The sequence below is a fragment of the Phycisphaerae bacterium genome, assembly GCA_041652575.1.
Classification (GTDB): Bacteria; Planctomycetota; Phycisphaerae; order Sedimentisphaerales; family UBA12454; genus UBA12454.
This window is the reverse complement of the sequence record JBAZHC010000004.1, coordinates 43,578-61,166: the sequence shown is the minus strand read 5'-3', so window position 1 is coordinate 61,166 and position 17,589 is coordinate 43,578. Positions and strand designations below refer to the sequence as shown.

General features: G+C 44.3%; 17 protein-coding genes. 9 read left to right on the top strand and 8 right to left on the bottom strand.

What is annotated here, in order from left to right; all coding sequences use genetic code 11:
• Positions 1-2: 2 nt before the first annotated feature.
• Both WC496_04195 and WC496_04190 read right to left on the bottom strand, forming a co-directional pair.
• Positions 3-1,187, bottom strand: a complete 1,185-nt coding sequence (locus tag WC496_04195) for an HD domain-containing phosphohydrolase (protein ID MFA5292218.1) — start codon at positions 1,185-1,187, stop codon at positions 3-5.
• A complete protein-coding gene (locus WC496_04190) occupies positions 1,171-2,481 on the bottom strand; it encodes a response regulator (protein ID MFA5292217.1) in 1,311 nt (436 codons plus the stop codon). Before WC496_04190 ends, WC496_04195 begins: the two co-directional genes overlap by 17 nt.
• Before the next feature lie 296 nt (positions 2,482-2,777).
• Between WC496_04190 and WC496_04185 the strand changes: the two genes are divergently transcribed.
• The 3 genes from WC496_04185 to WC496_04175 all read left to right on the top strand — a co-directional run bounded on the left by WC496_04185 (position 2,778) and on the right by WC496_04175 (position 5,457).
• Positions 2,778-3,665 (top strand): hypothetical protein, encoded by an 888-nt coding sequence (locus tag WC496_04185; GenBank protein ID MFA5292216.1) that lies wholly within the window; start codon positions 2,778-2,780, stop codon positions 3,663-3,665.
• Between the two features lie 80 nt (positions 3,666-3,745).
• Positions 3,746-4,711 carry an HD domain-containing protein gene (locus tag WC496_04180; protein MFA5292215.1) on the top strand — a complete coding sequence of 322 codons (966 nt, stop codon included), beginning with the start codon at positions 3,746-3,748 and terminating at the stop codon, positions 4,709-4,711.
• Positions 4,712-4,959: 248 nt separating this feature from the next.
• The gene (locus WC496_04175; GenBank protein ID MFA5292214.1) at positions 4,960-5,457 is read left to right on the top strand and encodes a hypothetical protein; all 498 of its coding nucleotides are present in this window, start codon (positions 4,960-4,962) and stop codon (positions 5,455-5,457) included.
• Here WC496_04175 and murA read toward each other — a convergent pair.
• Entirely contained in the window at positions 5,454-6,719 is a 1,266-nt protein-coding gene (murA, locus tag WC496_04170) for a UDP-N-acetylglucosamine 1-carboxyvinyltransferase (protein ID MFA5292213.1), read from the bottom strand. The two genes, WC496_04175 and murA, sit on opposite strands and share 4 nt — an antisense overlap.
• Positions 6,720-6,793: 74 nt before the next feature.
• On the opposite strand from murA, the gene WC496_04165 reads away from it, so the two are divergent.
• Complete coding sequence (locus tag WC496_04165; GenBank protein ID MFA5292212.1) at positions 6,794-7,612, top strand: CPBP family intramembrane glutamic endopeptidase; 819 nt, start codon at positions 6,794-6,796, stop codon at positions 7,610-7,612.
• Position 7,613: 1 nt separating this feature from the next.
• On the opposite strand, the gene dapB is transcribed toward WC496_04165, so the two are convergent.
• The gene (gene dapB, locus WC496_04160; protein ID MFA5292211.1) at positions 7,614-8,411 is read right to left on the bottom strand and encodes a 4-hydroxy-tetrahydrodipicolinate reductase; all 798 of its coding nucleotides are present in this window, start codon (positions 8,409-8,411) and stop codon (positions 7,614-7,616) included.
• Between the two features lie 263 nt (positions 8,412-8,674).
• Between dapB and rpmB the strand changes: the two genes are divergently transcribed.
• Together rpmB and WC496_04150 are read left to right on the top strand one after the other, a co-directional pair.
• Positions 8,675-8,929 (top strand): 50S ribosomal protein L28, encoded by a 255-nt coding sequence (gene rpmB, locus WC496_04155; protein ID MFA5292210.1) that lies wholly within the window; start codon positions 8,675-8,677, stop codon positions 8,927-8,929.
• Between the two features lie 151 nt (positions 8,930-9,080).
• Positions 9,081-9,944 (top strand): FHA domain-containing protein, encoded by an 864-nt coding sequence (locus WC496_04150; GenBank protein MFA5292209.1) that lies wholly within the window; start codon positions 9,081-9,083, stop codon positions 9,942-9,944.
• Here WC496_04150 and WC496_04145 read toward each other — a convergent pair.
• Complete coding sequence (locus WC496_04145; GenBank protein ID MFA5292208.1) at positions 9,931-11,238, bottom strand: NCS2 family permease; 1,308 nt, start codon at positions 11,236-11,238, stop codon at positions 9,931-9,933. The genes WC496_04150 and WC496_04145 overlap by 14 nt on opposite strands.
• A 116-nt stretch (positions 11,239-11,354) precedes the next feature.
• Here WC496_04145 and WC496_04140 point away from each other — a divergent pair, with 116 nt between their 5' ends.
• Positions 11,355-11,906, top strand: a complete 552-nt coding sequence (locus tag WC496_04140; protein MFA5292207.1) for a DJ-1 family glyoxalase III — start codon at positions 11,355-11,357, stop codon at positions 11,904-11,906.
• Between the two features lie 2 nt (positions 11,907-11,908).
• Positions 11,909-12,268 carry a DUF4186 domain-containing protein gene (locus WC496_04135; protein MFA5292206.1) on the top strand — a complete coding sequence of 120 codons (360 nt, stop codon included), beginning with the start codon at positions 11,909-11,911 and terminating at the stop codon, positions 12,266-12,268.
• Here WC496_04135 and WC496_04130 read toward each other — a convergent pair.
• Positions 12,254-13,048, bottom strand: coding sequence for an ATP-binding cassette domain-containing protein (locus WC496_04130; GenBank protein MFA5292205.1), 795 nt, complete (start codon positions 13,046-13,048; stop codon positions 12,254-12,256). The two genes, WC496_04135 and WC496_04130, sit on opposite strands and share 15 nt — an antisense overlap.
• A gap of 144 nt (positions 13,049-13,192) precedes the next feature.
• Between WC496_04130 and typA the strand changes: the two genes are divergently transcribed.
• Positions 13,193-15,052 carry a translational GTPase TypA gene (gene typA, locus WC496_04125; protein ID MFA5292204.1) on the top strand — a complete coding sequence of 620 codons (1,860 nt, stop codon included), beginning with the start codon at positions 13,193-13,195 and terminating at the stop codon, positions 15,050-15,052.
• 64 nt (positions 15,053-15,116) lie between these two features.
• On the opposite strand, the gene WC496_04120 is transcribed toward typA, so the two are convergent.
• Both WC496_04120 and WC496_04115 read right to left on the bottom strand, forming a co-directional pair.
• Complete coding sequence (locus tag WC496_04120; GenBank protein ID MFA5292203.1) at positions 15,117-15,896, bottom strand: class I SAM-dependent methyltransferase; 780 nt, start codon at positions 15,894-15,896, stop codon at positions 15,117-15,119.
• A 52-nt stretch (positions 15,897-15,948) separates the two neighbouring features.
• Complete coding sequence (locus WC496_04115; protein ID MFA5292202.1) at positions 15,949-17,484, bottom strand: glycosyltransferase family 39 protein; 1,536 nt, start codon at positions 17,482-17,484, stop codon at positions 15,949-15,951.
• Positions 17,485-17,589: the final 105 nt, after the last annotated feature.

Here is a 17,589-nt window from a genome sequence, read left to right as displayed (position 1 = left end):
TGTTATACGAGGGAATCGACTTTTTCTGCTTCTGTCAGAGTGTGTACCTGCGTAAAGTCTTCATATCTGGCGAGGAACGCGTCAACGATTAACGGGTCAAAATGTTTGCCCCGTTCTTCCTTAATCATCGTGTAAGCAATCTCCGAACGAAACGCCGGCTTATAAACCCTCGAACTGGTCAGGGCATCGTAAACATCAGCAAGGGCAACTATACGCGCGGCAAGAGGAATTTCCTGACTCTTTAAACCGTCAGGATAACCGGTGCCGTCAAATCTTTCGTGATGATACCTGGCGATGTCGGCGGCCATTTGCAGAAAACTTGCGCCGGTAGCGGTTTTTATGGTGTTGCCGAGAGCCTCGGCGCCGATAAGAGAATGTTGTTTCATTATTTCAAACTCGTCATCAGTGAGAGTGCCCGGCTTGAGCAGGATACTGTCTGGAATTCCAATTTTGCCGATATCATGCAGAGGACTCGAACGATAAAGGTCTTCCATAAATCTGTCGTCAATCCATTCGGCATAAGGACTGTTTTTTCGCAGTTCTTCAGCGAGAATGTGACAGTAACTTCTTATTCTTTCGAGGTGTTCGCCGGTTTCCGGGTCCCTCGATTCGGCCAGTGAAGCGAGCACAAAGACGGCGATGTCGCGTGTTTCGGTAATCTGAGACGTTCTTTCCTGTACGAGACTGTCGAGATTGTTCAGAAGTTCCCATTTTTCCGTAAGGGCACAGGCCATCTGGCGGACTTCAATATTATCGAAAGGCTTCTTAAGGATTAAAAATCTTTCTGCTTCGCCGAGCCTGTCAATAATCTCCGACCAGGAATAGTCGGAATATGCAGTGCAGATAACAATCTGAAGCTTGGGCTGAACTTTCCACAGCCTTTCTATCGTTTCAATGCCGTCCAGGTTGGAATCCATCCTCATATCGACAAAAGCCACGGCGTAGGGATTTCCCTGCCGATTGGCCTCTATGATTTTTTCAAGACCTTCGTGGCCGTCAAATGCGCAATCAACGTCGAAGGTGACGGAATAATCGTTTGACTCCTTACCGAAGACAGCGGTCCTTGCGCGGTCGAGCGAATCATTGTGCGTAACATCGGAAAGTATCTGTCTGAAGTCTTCATGTATGGATTCTTTGTCGTCGATTACGAGAATTCTCCGGTTTTTTATTTCAGTTGCATTTTTCATTTTTTACCTCAGCTTTTTTTAAGGGAAGTTCGAATATAAATGTTGCCCCCTGATTTTGGCCTGAACTTTTTACGGTTATGGCGCCCTGCATACCTTTTGCCGCAAGCAGGCAGCTATGCAGTCCGAAACCATGCCCGGATGGTTTTGTTGTAAAGCCCCGTTCGAAAATTTTGTTCAAATTTTCCGCTTTTATGCCGGTTCCATTGTCAGAAATTTCTATTCTCACCCTGCGACGGCCGGGTTTGACGACACGAATTTTCAGCAGCCTGGGCTTATTCTGACTTTCGGCAAGTGCATATTCGGCGTTGTCAATAAGGCTTACGAGTATTTGGAGAACCCGCTGTTTGTCGATAAGGATTTTTCCGAAATCCTCATGCTCGCGGATGACCTCAATATTATTTCTTTCAAGTCCGGCGTTATTTATCTCGATTGCGTTTTCGATAAGCTCGGGCAGAGACACATAATCCTGCTGGTGTTCGATTCCGGTATAGAGTTGCTGCGTATGGACAATATCCTTGATATGATCGACATTTTCTATGAGCGAACGCAAATTTTCGATAATCTCATTTCGCTGACAGGCGAGATGTTCGCTTGCCTCGGCAAGATATTCCGGAACATGTCTGCCCTGAGGGTCGTTCGTTAAAAAATCAGCGAGATTATCAATATGCTTGAGCATATTCGATAGTTTCTGGAGGTTAGTGATTTCTGATTTGGAAATTTTTTCACTGATGAGGCCTGCCGATACGTTGACGCTGTTTAACGCGTTGCCGACATTGTGCAGCACATTAACGGCGACTTCCGCCATTCCGGCGGAATGTGCGGCGTCCACAAGTTTCTTATACGTAAGTTCAAGCTGAAGATTAAGCCTTTCAAGTTTTATCTGGGCTTCTTCGGCCTTTTGTCTGGCGATTTTCATTTCGTTTTCATAGTTGACGATTCTTACGCCGACAGCCATTTTGCTGCAGAGTATATTTTTATCGAACGGCTTGCTTAGAAAATCATCTGCCCCGGTATCCAGTGCCGTTACGATATCCTGATTATCATTTTTCGATGTCAGAAAAATTATATAAAGGTAGTTATCTTTGGTATGAGAACGTATTTTTTTACAGAGTTCAAGACCGTCAATGCCGGGCATCATCCAGTCTACCAGGGCGATTTCCGGCCGGCAGGTCTGAATCATTTCCCAGGCTTTGTTGCCATCCTCTGCCGCAAAAACCTGATACCCCCACTTTTGAAGGTGGTTTTTCAGGACAATCCTTGAGGCAGTATCATCTTCTGCAATAAGTACTTTCATAGTGTCTTCACAAATTTAATTTTTACCCCATAAGGCCTTTATCTTTTCATCGGCACAATATGGAGGGGACTTTTTGATGCTTTTTCCCTTGTCTCAGATACCAAACCCCGGTTTTTAAGCGAAATTATGCGATTTTATAGGAACAAAAGCGATATCCGCCCTGCAAAAGTTTGTTTTGATTTGAAATCGGCAGGAAGAATTTTTACCGACAAAGGTTTTTAAGCCTTTAAATTCAAGAATTTACATAAAAAGTCCGAAAATATATGTAGTTTAGGGCTTTTTTGTGGAAAGAATCTATGTCTTCAGACAGTGAAAAAAGTTCGTTCAGCGGGCCGATTTTCAGCAGAAAAAAATCACTTCTTACAGTGCAGCAATATGCAACCAGTCAGGGAGTATCAACCGGCGTTGTGCAGGAATGCGCCAAGCTTGGTGTAGTTCAGGTTAGAAAACATAAAGACAGGACATACATAGTTGATTTGCCGCTGGATGTTTACAAGAACGCACGTCAGGATGACGACCATAAGCCCGAGCCGATAGATACAGCCGCTCAGGTCCAGAGGATTTCAGGACTGGTAAATAAAATCTTTCAGCCTCAGATACCGCTTTTGCCCTCTGAGCGGCAGGTAAATAAGGAAAATATTGTTGCCAAACCTGTTGCCATACCTGATTTGAATTTTTTCGCTCAGGAGGAAAGTCGAGCCGCTGCGACCAGCAGAGTTAATAAGGTCGCCCCGGAGATCAGCCAGTTCAGAATATCAACTGGCAGAAAATTTACCGATGCGGTGAAGACCACATCTGCATGGAAGATAGTCTCGGTAGCTGCGACTATCGCGCTGGTTATAAGTATCGCGGCGTATACATGGTCGAGCATGGACAGAAAACTGCAGCAGCAAAAACTCAATCTGGCATACGCAAATATTAATAATCTTCTAAGTGAATATGAAAGCTCTCGTCAAAAGGCAAAACTGTACGAACTTGACAGTATGAACTGGCAGTCGGAAGCACAGAGAAATCAAAAGGCTTTTGCCGATTTGCAGACAGAATTTCAGCAGACAAGAGAAAAACTTTTACAGACCCAAAAAAGCCTTTCAGCTACACAGCAGTATAATGTGGAAACATTAAAAAAGCTTAACGAACAGATAGCTGAAATCACCACGAGGATTCAGCAGACCCCGGCCAGATAGGCTATAACTCTATTTCAAATCTTTTACTTGCCTTATAGCAATACTCCGGCTATATTAATTTCACCTTTTTTGGAGATGATATGGCGCATATTTTTATAGAACAACTGCAGCCCGGCACTACAATCGATGACGTTTATATGATTAGTCAGCCTATCCTTCGCAGTACTACGCGGGGAGATTTGTATATCGCGATGTTTGTCAGCGATAAGACCGGCAGAGTCAACGGCAGAATCTGGCAGGCAACGGAAGAACTTTATAATTCACTGCCGAAAGAAGGATTCGCTCATATAAGGGGCAGAAGCGAAATCTATCAGAACGCGATGCAGATTGTAGGGGACCGTATATCCACTGTGCCCGCCGAGAAGGTGGACATCAACGATTATCTGCCGAGGACCGAAAAAAATATCGAACAAATGTTCGATGATACTGTAAAAATTGTTTCCGAAATAAAAAATCCTTTTTTGAAATCGCTCGTAAACGCATTCATTTCAGATAAAGAACTGATGAAAAATTTCTGTACAGCACCGGGCGGAACCGCGAATCATCACAGCTATATCGGCGGCCTGCTCGAACATACCAATAATATGCTGAATGTCGCAAAGGCGATGATGCCGTTTTATCCCCAGCTTCAGAGTGACCTTGTGCTGGCGGGGATATTTCTGCACGATATGGGCAAGACCGAAGAGCTTTCGTACGGGATGGCGTTCGGATATACCGACAGCGGCCAATTGATAGGGCACATTGTGCTGACTGTTACAATGGTCGAGAAAAAAGCGGATGCGCTCGAAAAGACCGGCGTTGCCATTGACAGGCAGATTCTCGAAAGTCTTGAACATATAATTCTTTCTCATCACGGCCAGTATGAATTCGGTTCGCCGAAACTGCCTATGACGGCCGAGGCGTTTTTGATAAGCTACCTTGACAATATAGACGCTAAAATGAATCAGGTAACCGACAAGATTGATAGCGAGCCGGGCGACTCCAACTGGACAAGCTTTGTAAAATCGCTCGATTCGAAACTTTACAGAAAAAAGCTTGTTGATTAGTGTGTTAAAAAAACCTGTCGGGCCGGCCCCCTTTAAGCAGCCCGACTGGGCTAAAAATGCAGCATTTGTTTCGTTTCACAGGCTCGTCCAGTCTGCAAACGGGCTGATTCGAGAAACAAATTTTCTCGACTCTGCTGCCAATTTCACTTATAATATCGGTATAAAAGTTAAAAAAACCTACAGAACACTGATTCAAGTGTCATCTGTATGGCACTTGTAAGAAAAAGGCTTAGTCCGAGGCAGCGATTATGGGTAATTTACTGAATCAACAGCCTGATTATGTTATTTCTCAAAATACGTGGGGAGTAACGCGCAAATATCTCTATGAAAGCGGGATGCTGTTTCGGGAATTCACGAGCCATTTGAAAATAGGTGTTCTTCCGCTGGTTCATATCACAATCGGGATAAATCCTCAAACAGGCGAAAGACTCTGGGCAAAGGGGTTTATCGCTGTCGGCAGAAAAGCAATCGGCGTAATTGCTATTGGTCAGCTTTCGGTGGGCATTATCGCCATCGGGCAGCTTTCAATCGCCATAATTTTTGCCCTGGGGCAATTTAGTATCGCCGGATTGTTTTCAGCGGGACAAGCGGCAGTGGCAGCAATCGCGATAGGGCAGTTTGCGGCAGGTTTTTATGTACTCGGGCAATTTGCGGCGGGCAAATTTGTTTTCAGCGCTGCGACTTGCGACTATGAGGCTATAACTTTTTTCAAGTCACTCTGGCACTGGTGTAAAACACTGTTTTAAGTAGCCTGGCGTTCTATTTTCGCTCCAACGGCGTTGAGCTTTTCCTCTATTCTTTCATAACCTCTATCAATGTGATAGACGCGGTTTACGATTGTTTCGCCGTGAGCGGCCAGAGCGGCAACGACAAGAGCGGCAGACGCCCGCAGGTCGGAAGCCATAACAGGAGCGGCAATAAGTTTTTCAACGCCGCAGACTATAACGTGCGGCCCTTCTTTTCTGAGGTTCGCGGCCATTCTCCCAAGTTCGGCGACATGCATAAATCTGTCCGGAAAAATTTTTTCAGTTATTACGCTGTTTCCCTTAGCCAGACACAGACAAGCCATAAATTGCGCCTGCAAATCTGTTGGAAATCCGGGATATGGAAGCGTCGTGATATCAGTCGCTTCGAGGTGGCCGTTCGATGAAACTTCGCAGCCGTCAGAGAATTCTTCAATGGCGACATTCATGCTTCTGAGTTTGTCAACGGCCGCCATAAGATGGTCGAGCCGGCAGTTTTTCAGTTTTAATCTGCCTTTTGTTATCGCCGCGGCGGCAAGGAAAGTGCCCGCCTCAATCCTGTCGGGTATGACGGAGTGTTCTATTGGTTTTAATTCTTTAACGCCGTGGATTGTCAGTTGAGGTGAGCCGATGCCGATGATTTTTGCGCCCATTTTCACAAGGTAATTTGCAAGGTCGGTTACTTCAGGCTCGCATGCGGCGTATTCTATAACGGTTTTGCCTTTGGCAAGAACCGCGGCGCAAAGTACATTCGCAGTCGCAAGTACGCTTGAGCCGAATGCTCCGCCGAGAAATATATTCGCTCCTTTGAGACCGCCGTTTGAGTGAGCGACGATGTAGCCGTTTTTAAGTTCGATTTTTGCGCCAAGTTCCTGCAGGCCTCTGATATGAATATCTACAGGCCTGTATCCGATAGCGCAGCCGCCGGGCATTGAGACTTCGGCTTTGCCGCATCGGGCGAGCAGTGGGCCGAGAATGCAAATGCCGGCACGCATCTTACGCACAATTTCATAATCGCCGAAAGGTTTGTCGATTACTGTCGAGTCTATGGTGATTTTCCCATTAACACTTTCTGTTTTGCAGCCGAGAGCTTCCATCAGTCTGCACATTACTTCTATATCGCTGAGATTCGGAATGCCGAGCAGGGTGCTCTTGCCCGGTGCGAGAATTGTCGCTGCCATTATCGGTAAAGCGGCGTTTTTCGAGCCGCCGATTGTAATTGTGCCGTCAAGCCTTACAGGCCCTGTGATTTTAAATATATCCATAGCCATTAATTCCTTGAAAAGAAAGAGATAATCTAATACAAACAGGCGGTTTATGCAATAGTAAGGCGGGTTTTATGACAGGATATTATATTTTTATATCGGTTATGAATGTGGCAGGCATTGTTTTGCTTGTCGGGTGGCTTGCCATGACTGGGTTCGGGACAAAGGCGCTCGACAGAGTAGAGCAAAGACGTAATTTTATGCCTTATTACCTGCCTTTTGTGGTCATTTTCTGCTGGCTGTCGCTTTATGTTGTTTCTTCGAATCTGGCTGACAGTATTACTTCGGAAATGCTCGGCTGGCAGCAGAAACTTGCCACTTATGCATTTTTCGTCGCGATTGAGATGATTGTTATTGTGTTTATTATTTTCTCGGTGCGAAAATATTTTGAAAACGGTTTGTATGGTTTCGGTCTTCGGTTCAAAGGAATCTTTCGCGATATCGCCTCGGCGGCGGCAATTTTCGCGGCAGCCTGGCCGCTGGTGTTTATTGCTCTTTTGATTGTCCTGCATCTCGGTAGATTTTTTGTCGGCCCGGATTTCCAGATGGAGCGAAACGAAGGATTGACTGTCATTCTCGAATATCAGCAGTGGAGCTTAAGATTTCTGATGATTTTCTTTGCGACGATTTTGACGCCGATTTTTGAAGAGCTTGTTTTCCGCGGTCTTTTGCAAAGCTATCTGCGAAATATTGCTTATGGTCCCTGGGCAAGTATCTTTATCGCTTCAGCTCTTTTTGCAGTACTTCATCCGGTAATGCATTTTCCGGCAATTTTTGTTTTGTCGGTTTCGATGGGTTATGCCTATGAAAAGAGCGGCTCGTTAGTCCGCTCGATTTTCATACATATATTCTTTAACGCTTCGACAATAGCATTTGCGCTGCTGGGCAATTAGGCTATTTAAGGCCGAGTACGTCAGCCATTGAATATCGTCCCGGTTTTTTCCCTATAAGCCAGCCTGCCGCTCTGACAGCGCCGACAGCAAACGTATCTCTACTGTGAGCACTGTGCGAAATGGTTACGGTTTCGCCTAAAGTGCCGAACATAACTGAATGTTCGCCGACCGTATCGCCTAATCTGATTGCCTGCATTCCGATTGTGCCTTTTTTTCGCAGAACATCTTTGCCTTTTCTGCCTGTTTCGAGACAATCGGGAATTTTTTTATTCGTTGCCGCTGCGATTTTTTCGGCCAGTGTCATCGCGGAACCGCTTGGCGCATCTTTTTTGAAACGGTGATGAGCTTCGATGATTTCAATATCATATTCATCGCCCAGTTTTTTAGCGACCTTCCCGACGGTTTCGAACAGAAGATTCATTCCGACGCTCATATTCGTCGCCTGAATGACGGGAATTTTTTTCGCGGCATCATCAATTTTTTTAATTTGCTCGGCTGATAAACCCGTTGTTCCCATCACAATCGCACAATTATTTGTTAGGCAATAATTGAGCGAGCCGTCAAAGCCTGCGGGCAGTGAAAAATCTATAACGAGGTCTGCTTTTGGCGGAAAATCCGAACTGATTTTGACATTAATTGGGCCGATGCCGGCCAATATTCCCGCATCTTTGCCAATTTCGGGACAGCTTTTGTCTTCAATTGTGCTGATTATATCAAATTGTTTTGATTCGACGGCAAGGGCGGTGATTCTTCGGCCCATTCTGCCGGCGGCGCCAACGATTATCAATTTTGGATTCATTTTTCATCCTTTCTTAAGTTTATAGCCACCAAGGCACTAAGACACAAAATCTTTTTAATATATCATTTCCTGGTGCCTTTGTGTCTTTGTGGCTATCTTGGCATAACTATAAGCCAAAAAAGAGCTTTTGACAAGTGGCTAATCATTAATGCTTCATTAATGCTAAATGGCAGGATTTTAGTCTTGCAATATTTCCGAAGGTTCTTATACTTGTAAGACTTTAAAGGTTTTAAGTAAGTTTAATTAAAACGGAGTACAGGTTTATGTCACGAGTTTGTTATTTTTTAGGTAAAAAAACGACGTCCGGCCGTACAATTGCCAGACGCGGCAAGGCTAAATATCTCGGCGGAGTTGGCGTAAAAACCACCGGCATAACAAAACGCAAGTTCAAAGCGAATATCCACAAGGTTCGTGCGATTATTGACGGTAAACCATGCAGAATAAGGGTATCCGCCAAGGCGATACGTATGGGACTTGTAGAAAAGCCTGTAAAACGGGATTATAAGAAAGCCGAATAAAAAATTTAAAATTTAATGAGCCAAAAGGCAGGATTTTTGAGTCCTGCCTTTTTTATTTACCGCATAAAGTCTTGACAGGCAGGGGACGACAAAGATAAGATGATTGCGGCCTTGTGGACTGTGCCGGTCCAATATTTAGCGGAGAATGCTAATGCGGCTTACTGTAAAACGCGGGGACAGCCTTATAAATGAATTGCATTTTTCAAGGGGGCCGATTTATATAGGCAGACAAATAGGAAGCCAGATTTTCCTTCCGGATAAATCTGTTTCACGTCAGCATACAGTTCTTTATACCACTACCGAAGGCAAATGGGTTGTTGAAGATCTCGATTCCGCCAATAAGACATATTTGAATAACGAAGCAATCCATAAGGTTGAAATAAAAACCGGCGATATAATAAAAATCTCCGACTTTCAGATAGAAATTCAAATAGATGAATCTGAAAAAAAGAGCCCGAGCATAAGCCTTGAAGATACGCTTCATGCCACTTTACATGAAGCGCAGGTTGTTTTTCGTTATCTGGACGGAGCCGATGCTCCGCTTATAAAAATGCAGGCCAAACGCGGCAGGGATTTTTCTTTTGCCGCAAGTTCCATCTGTAAATGTCTCGATACTCACGAATTGCTTGTTACCCTGCTGGATTTGGTGTTTCGCCAACTCAAACCTTTTCACGCATGGGTCGGATTGCGGAAAAATTCGTCCGGGGAAATGGATGTTTCAAAGGGCAGGGAAATCAGCGGCAAGACAGTCAAATTTGAAGAACTTTGTCTTGAGTCGAGAGTCAGCGAAGCCTTAAAAACTCATCGTTATATTCTTGTGCCCCGTCTTCCTTTGCGGGCCGAGAACGACAGCAAAGTCAACTCCGCGATAATTGTCCCCGTGATGAGTGAAAAAGCCTGTTACGGTGTGATTTATGCCGATAATTCGCTCGACCACGAACATTACGGCCAGAACGACCTCGATTATCTGATTCTCGTATCTTTTATGGCCGGGGCGTTTATCAGGAACCTTTAACAAACAATGGAATCAGAAAATATAACACAGATAGTCCTGCTATCAGCCACATTGTCAGTTTGATTTCTCTGCCTTTGCCCGCCATAGTTTTAAGAATCGCAAAAGATATAAAACCAAAAGCAAGTCCCGTGCTTATGCTGTAGCTTAAGGCTATCATAATTATTATGATAAAAGCGGGGAAGGCGTTTTCCATCTGCGTAAAATCAATTTTTTTGATTTCCTTTATCATAAAAATCCCGACCATTATCAGCGCCGGCGCCGTTGCGTAGTTCGGTACGATTCCCACAACAGGCACGAAAATAATTGCGATTAAAAACAATATTCCCGTTACAACCGAGGTAAGGCCTGTTCTGCCGCCTTGTTCGATTCCCGCCGCTGATTCGATATAAGATGTTGTAGTCGATGTTCCGAATACCGCTCCGAGCATTGTTGCGCCGGCGTCGATTGCAAGGAGTCTGTCGAGTTCTTTTACTTTGCCTGTTTCATCGGCCATTTTCGCCTCGCTGCAGCAGGCGACCAGTGTTCCAATACTGTCGAACATATCCATAAACATCAGGGAGAAGATGCTGCCGAAAAAGCTCCATTTCAAAGCGCCGATGATATCGAGCTTGAATGCAACCGCAGCGATACTTATATCGGCAGAGACGAAAGATTCTGGTCTGCTTACTTTGCCGAGCAAAACCGCCAGGACTGTCGCAAAGAGTATTCCTATCAGAAGCGAACCTTTGATTTTTCTCATTTCAAGATAAATCATTATAATCAATCCTGTCAGGCCTATCATCAGTGTTGGAGTAAGTTTCCCGGCCTGAACGAGAGTAACAGGATGAGCGACAACAATACCGAGGTTTTGCAGTCCTATGAAAGTTATAAAAAGGCCGATGCCGACTGAAATGGCTGATATCAGCGAAACGGGGATTGCCTCGACAAGTTTTTTCCGCAGGCCGATAAGTGTGAGAATCAGAAAGAATACCCCTGACAGAAAAACCACACCGAGCGCAGTCTGCCAGCTTATTTTTTGAGTAATTACAAGAGTATATGCGAAAAATGCGTTAAGGCCCATTCCCGGCGCCATTGCTATCGGGGTATTGGCGAAAAGTCCTGTTACTATTGTTGCTATTGCGGTTACGAGACAGGTAACTGCTATAAGAGCGGATTTGTCCATACCGGCCTGGGACAGAATGGCAGGGTTTACAAAGATAATATAAGCCATTGTAAGAAAAGTTGTAGTCCCTGCGACTATTTCAGTTTTGACGGAAGTGCTTCTTGCCTGCAGGTCGAAGAGTCTGTTCAGCATATTCTTACTCCTTTAAGAAGTTTTACTGCAGCGTATTTTCAGGATTTTTTTGTGGTAATCAAGAAAAAATATCGTTTAAAATGTGATTTGCGTTTATGATTTTAAGGAGATTAATTATGAGTAAAAAAGTACTTTTAGCCGTTGCCGATGGAATAGAGGAATTAGAGGCAATCGCAATCATCGATTGTCTCAGGCGAACTGGGGCCGATTTGACAATCGCTTCGGTGCAAAACAAGCAAATTACTACTGCCAGAAAAGTTAAAATAACTGCCGATTGTTTGATAACTGATTGTGCAAGCAATACTTACGACCTTATAGCTTTGCCCGGCGGTCTGCCGGGTGCAGAACACCTTCGCGATAGTAAGGAACTTGTGGAGATGTTGAAAAAACAAAAATCTTCCGGCAGGCTGTATGCTGCGATTTGCGCATCACCGGTAGTTGTATTCGAGCATCACGGCTTGTTGGCGGACAAAAAAGCGACCTGCTATACCGCAATGGCTGGAAAACTGAAAAATCAACAGGCCGTGAATCAGCGGGTAGTTGTTGACGGCAATTGTATTACTTCGCAGGGGCCGGGAACGGCACTTGAATTTTCGATTAAGCTTGTCGAACTTTTATTCGGAATCGGAAAAAGTCAGGAATTAGCCAAAGCGATGCTGGTAAAATAGCAATGAAGGATTTTGCAGAGCTTTTCGAAAGACTTTCAAAATCGAAGTTCCGAAGCAGGTTTAAGCTCAAGCCTGCGGATATTGAGTATATTCACAAAAAAGGATTGCAGGCAATTGAACGGCACGCCAGAGATTTTATAACCAAACGCCTTGCACCGGCGGAGCCGAAAAACGATGGCAAACAAACGCCGATGAAGGGTCATCCTGTTTTTATAGCCCAGCACGCAACCGCGACCTGCTGCCGCAAGTGCCTTTTTAAATGGCATAAAATAGAATATATCAAATCGTTAAGTGATTCTGAAATTGATTATGTTGCTGCCGTTATAATGCGGTGGATAGAATCGCGGTTAAATCCTGACTGACGCCAGGTAAACTACCTTATTTTTCAATACTTCTACTTTGCAGCCGAATGTTTTACTGAGATTAGCGGAAGTTAATACCTTTTTCGGTTTTCCCTGTTCCACAATCTTTCCTTTTTTCAGCAGAACCGCCTGGTCCATAGATTTCGGCAATTCGTCCAGATGATGCGAGATAATAATAATAGCAGGCGGATTTTTATGTTTACGCAGCTTGTTTAATATTTTGACAACAATTGCCCTGTTGCCCATATCCAGTCCGCTTGTCGGTTCATCGAGAATCAGCATTTGCGGCTGAGAAATCATCGCGCGGGCAATCAGGGTTTTGGTCTGTTCGCCGGTTGACAGGGTTCCTATGCCGATTGATTTTTGTTTTCCAAGCTTGAAAAACGAAATCTGCGAATCGACTTTTCTCCATTGTTGTTTTGAAATTTTCCTGTTCAGGGGAAGCATTACAGTACCGAAAAGTCCTGTTGCGATTACGTCTCTGACCGGCATTGTTTCATCAAAACGCGGCATTCTGGACGGCTCAATAAGGCCGATTTTACGCCGTACATTTTGCAAATCCACTTGGCCGTAAGTTTTGCCCAGAATGCGGACAGAACCGCTCTGGGGCCATAAATACCCGCTTAAAACAGCGACAAGGGCCGATTTTCCAGCCCCATTTGGCCCTATTACGGCGCAGCATTGACCTTCCAGTACCTGCAAATTTACGTTATTGAGGATTTGCAAATCGCTGCGTACCACGGTAACATTTTTTAAGCTGATTATGACTTTTTTGCTCATTTTATAATTCGTTATTTTAAGAGATAAACTACCTATTTTACATTGACATCCGGATAAAACAATGTAAAATAATGGGCTTTAATGGCAGGAATAAAGACAAATCCTGATAGTTCATTTGCTAAGAATCCTTTTTGAGATGTGTTTATGTATTCAGATTTTATTCGTAATGTAGCGATAATCGCTCACGTTGACCATGGCAAGACCACGCTGGTGGACAGGCTGCTGTACCAGTCAGGTATGTTTCGCAGCGAAGACCTTGATAAATTAGCCGGCGGTGTTGAAGGTTTGATTATGGACTCCAATCCCATCGAGCGGGAACGAGGCATAACGATTCTCAGTAAAAACTGCGCGGTTTTCTATATTGACGATAAGGGCGATGAATACAAAATTAATATAATCGATACGCCGGGCCACGCCGATTTCGGCGGCGAAGTCGAACGTGTCTTGAAAATGGCCGATGGCGTTCTGCTGTTGGTTGACGCGTTTGAAGGCTCTATGCCGCAGACAAGATTTGTGTTAACCAAAGCTCTTGAGAATAAATTAAAACCAATAGTGGTAATCAATAAAGTGGACCGCGAAAACAGCAGGCCTCATGAGGTTGTCAACGAGATATTCGATTTGCTTGTTCAGCTTGGTGCCGAAGACGACGCTCTCGATTTCCCGGTTATTTACGCATCCGCAAGACAGGGCTGGGCGTCCACTGACCCTGAAAAGAAGACCACTAATATGCAACTCGTATTTGAAACCATTATAAAAGAGGTTCCCGCGCCGAAGGTTATTCCTGACGCTCCGCTGCAAATGCTTGTAACCAGTCTTGAATATTCTGATTATGTCGGGAAAATCGCGGTAGGCAGGGTTTTCGCAGGCCAGATAAGTGAAGGTCAGGCTGTTACGGTAATCGATACTGATAATGTGCATACCCGGCAAAAGGTTATGCAGGTTCATATATTTGACGGTCTTGGCCGAAAGCAGGTTGAAACAGTTTTGGCCGGCGATATATGTGCGGTATCAGGTCTTGACCCTGTAGATATAGCTAATACCATAGCCTGTCCGGACAATCCTTCGAAACTTGCCGTTATAGCTGTCGATGAGCCGACGATGTCGATGACATTCAGGGTCAACGATGGGCCTTTTGCCGGCAGAGACGGGAAATATGTAACCAGCAGGCAGATTGGCGACAGGCTCGAAAAAGAGCTTCAGCACAATGTTGCGCTGCGAGTAGAGCCTGGGATAACACCCGAGGAATTTAATGTTTCCGGCAGGGGGCTGATGCACCTTGGGATACTTCTTGAGAATATGCGGCGTGAAGGTTATGAAATTTGTGTCGGCAAACCGGAAGTAATTTTGAAAGTAGTCGATGGCATACACCACGAGCCGATAGAGTTGCTTGTGATAGATTGTCCTATGGATTGCCAAAGTGCCGTGATGAGCCTTCTGGGCGAGAGACGGAGCGAAGTTATTAAAATGGACGCCAAAAGCGGGGCAAGCGGTTTTATCCACATGGAATTCCTTATACCGTCCCGCGGTCTGTTCGGTCTTCACGCAAGAATGCTCAATGCCACGCAGGGCAAGGCTATTATGCACCATTCGTTTGAGAGATACGAACCGATGAGAGGTTCTATTCCTCAGCGGAAAGCGGGCGTTATGATTTCGACCAATACCGGAATCGTTACAGCTTACGCGCTTGATGCTTTATACGACAGGGGAACTTTTTTTGTCGAACCGGGCGAAACGGTATATGACGGCCAGGTTGTCGGAGAACACTGCAAGGATAACGACATTCCTGTTAATCCGGTGAAAGCAAAACAGATGAGCAATATGCGGGCGTCCGGCAAAGACGAAGCCGCAAGGGTCAAGGCTGCACGGAAAATGAGTCTTGAAATTGCGATGGAGTACATCCAGGCCAGTGAACTTGTTGAGATTTGTCCTAATTCAATTCGAATTAGAAAACGATTTCTTAAAGAAGAAGACAGACGCAGAGCCGCCCGTAAAGGCGGTCAGTAACTTTTTCTTGTTTGTATAAAAACTATTTCACGTCTTGAACCATATCTCATACGGATATTATGGCCTAAACCGCGGCACAGGTATAGATTTTGTAGTGTAAATACGCACAGAATCCATTAGATGTTGTACTGATAACATCTTCTATTTGACCGTATCGTTTGATTATTTCGCTATGAATTTGAGAAACGATTTTCTTGCTTAAGCCATAACGTTTGATTAAATCGTCAGATGCCAATTGCAGTTTAGGCGCAGGCGAAACTGATTTTATTGCCCAGCCGGTATTCTCCAGAACATTACTTAAATGATTAACGGTCGGGTACCATTTGCCGGTTCCCATCAGTTTGTAAATATCATTGAGACATTCAGCGTCTCTTTCATTTTTAAAACAAGCTGTCTGATGAATAAAAAACTCTCCCGTTTTTGTTTGTGACCGCAGGTGTTGCAATATTGGCATCAGGCCGGCTTCGCCGAAATAATGAAGGGCTGACCGCATTATGAAAAGGAATTGTTTTGACTCATTGTCGGCATCGCTTCGCTTGGAATCGGAAATACAACCGCAAGCTATTTTAATTCGGCTGTCTTTAAGATTTTCCACTTGTTTGCCGGAAAGGTCAATATTAACCAGACGTATTGCCGAGGGGATATTATTTTTGATTAATTCTGAAAGTATAAAGCCTGTTCCTCCGCCCAGGTCAATCAGAACTTCTGGCTTTGAAATGGCAATAGCGGATTTTATTTTTTTGATAAGGCAGGCGGCTATGGCCGGGTCGGAAAAATAACCGTTATGCAGTTTATCCCAGTTTGGTCCGTGCTGTTTTATTTCTTTGGAGATTTCACTGTTCATAAAAGTAATCTTTATCTTTTACCGCAATACTATGGGTAAAACCGGTAGTATTTTATTTCCTTGCATATATCACTGTCTTGGTTTTCTTCTTATTTGCAGAGGAAGACCAAACCTCTGACATTTCTGATGGCACATCCTTTAAATCTTTCCCTTCTTTTACTATTTGTACAGCATACTTTATATCAGAGGGGAAACAACCGCTCTCATTTTTCACTCCCTTGCGTTCAGCATAAAAACTAATACGAAGGTCGGAAACAGCGATAATATCCGCAGGTGCAGTGTTTTCTTTTAACCATTTTGCTGCTTCTCTGTAGTCTGTCTTTTCTGCGCCCATAAGACCGGATAGCTTCACAAAACAAATCAGTATCCCCGTTGTCAGCAGAATGGAAAACCATTTTTGCGTGTTTTTCTGTTTATTCGCATTTCCTTTTATATTAATTCCGCTTATCCAGTCCGCAATTATAAGCAGCCCTGTAGGTATATAAAAAGCGGTAAAGACAATCATCGGCATAAAGTGTCTTCTGCTAATGTATCCGAAATTAATGTGCAGCAGCAGCATCATCGTTACATATATAATTATCAAAGCCCAGATAAATAACCTGCCGTCTGCCAAAAGTTCCTTTGGCCTTCGGAAATGATGATAAAGCCCGATTATCAGCGGCAGCATAAAAAAATACATCAGATTTTCGCCGATTCGTTCTGTAAGTTTTCCAATGGCCATTAGTATGTCCTTCGGCATTACAGATGCTATGTTTGCCGGCTCTTCAATTCTTTCAGATTGAATATTGTTTGAGGTTACAACTTCTTGCAGTTTGGGAGGTAAAATTTCACCTCTTATTATAGAATAGGGAACAGCGGGTATCAAAAATCCAATAATAAGAATAAATGTCAGGCAGACGGCTTTTAATCTGTTAATACCGGTCCTTGGGACAAATAAGGTGACTAATAACCAGAGCATTCCATATAACACAATCTGGGCGCATTCGGATCTTATCGTATATCCGATTCCTGCAAACAGCCCGGCGGCTGCGAACATTCGCCAATCCCCGCTGCAACTTGCTCTGGTCAGAAAGAAAAAGGCTGTCGCCAGAAAGAAAAGATGGGGCCATTCGCGGACGACCTCGCTGCCGTATTCCGCCGGATAAGGTAAAAATATCAATATCAATAATGCTAAATAGCTGTTGCGGGCCCCGACAAGTAATTTGCCGATAAAATAAAGCGGTATCAGGGAAAGCACTCTGCATAACAGGCTTACGCTTTGAGCGGAATATATCCAGCTCTCGACAGATACAATATCGCTAATCAAAGTTGCTATTCGATGCGCGGAATAAATGAGGAATGGGTATCCGAGTGGATATGTCCCTCGTACGAATAAGGAAGGATTACTTGAAAAATTCTTGGCTTGCTCAATGTATACAACAGCGTCTTTGTTAATGAGAATGGTTGCGGCAATCAGGTACAGGCCAATCAAAAGAGCAATCGTAACCAGGATTGCCATATAGACAAAATCCTGTCTTTCGACCAGCCGATCAGTTTTCCTGCAACTGGCATGCTCGAGATCTCCGGCTTCAGCAGTGTTATCCGCCATTTTGTGCCCTTATTTTAGAGTGTGCGTTATCAATAGGAATAGAGCGAAAAACGGCTCTGACTAAGAGACGATTTCAATTCCTTTAGCCGGTAGCTTACCCTTAAA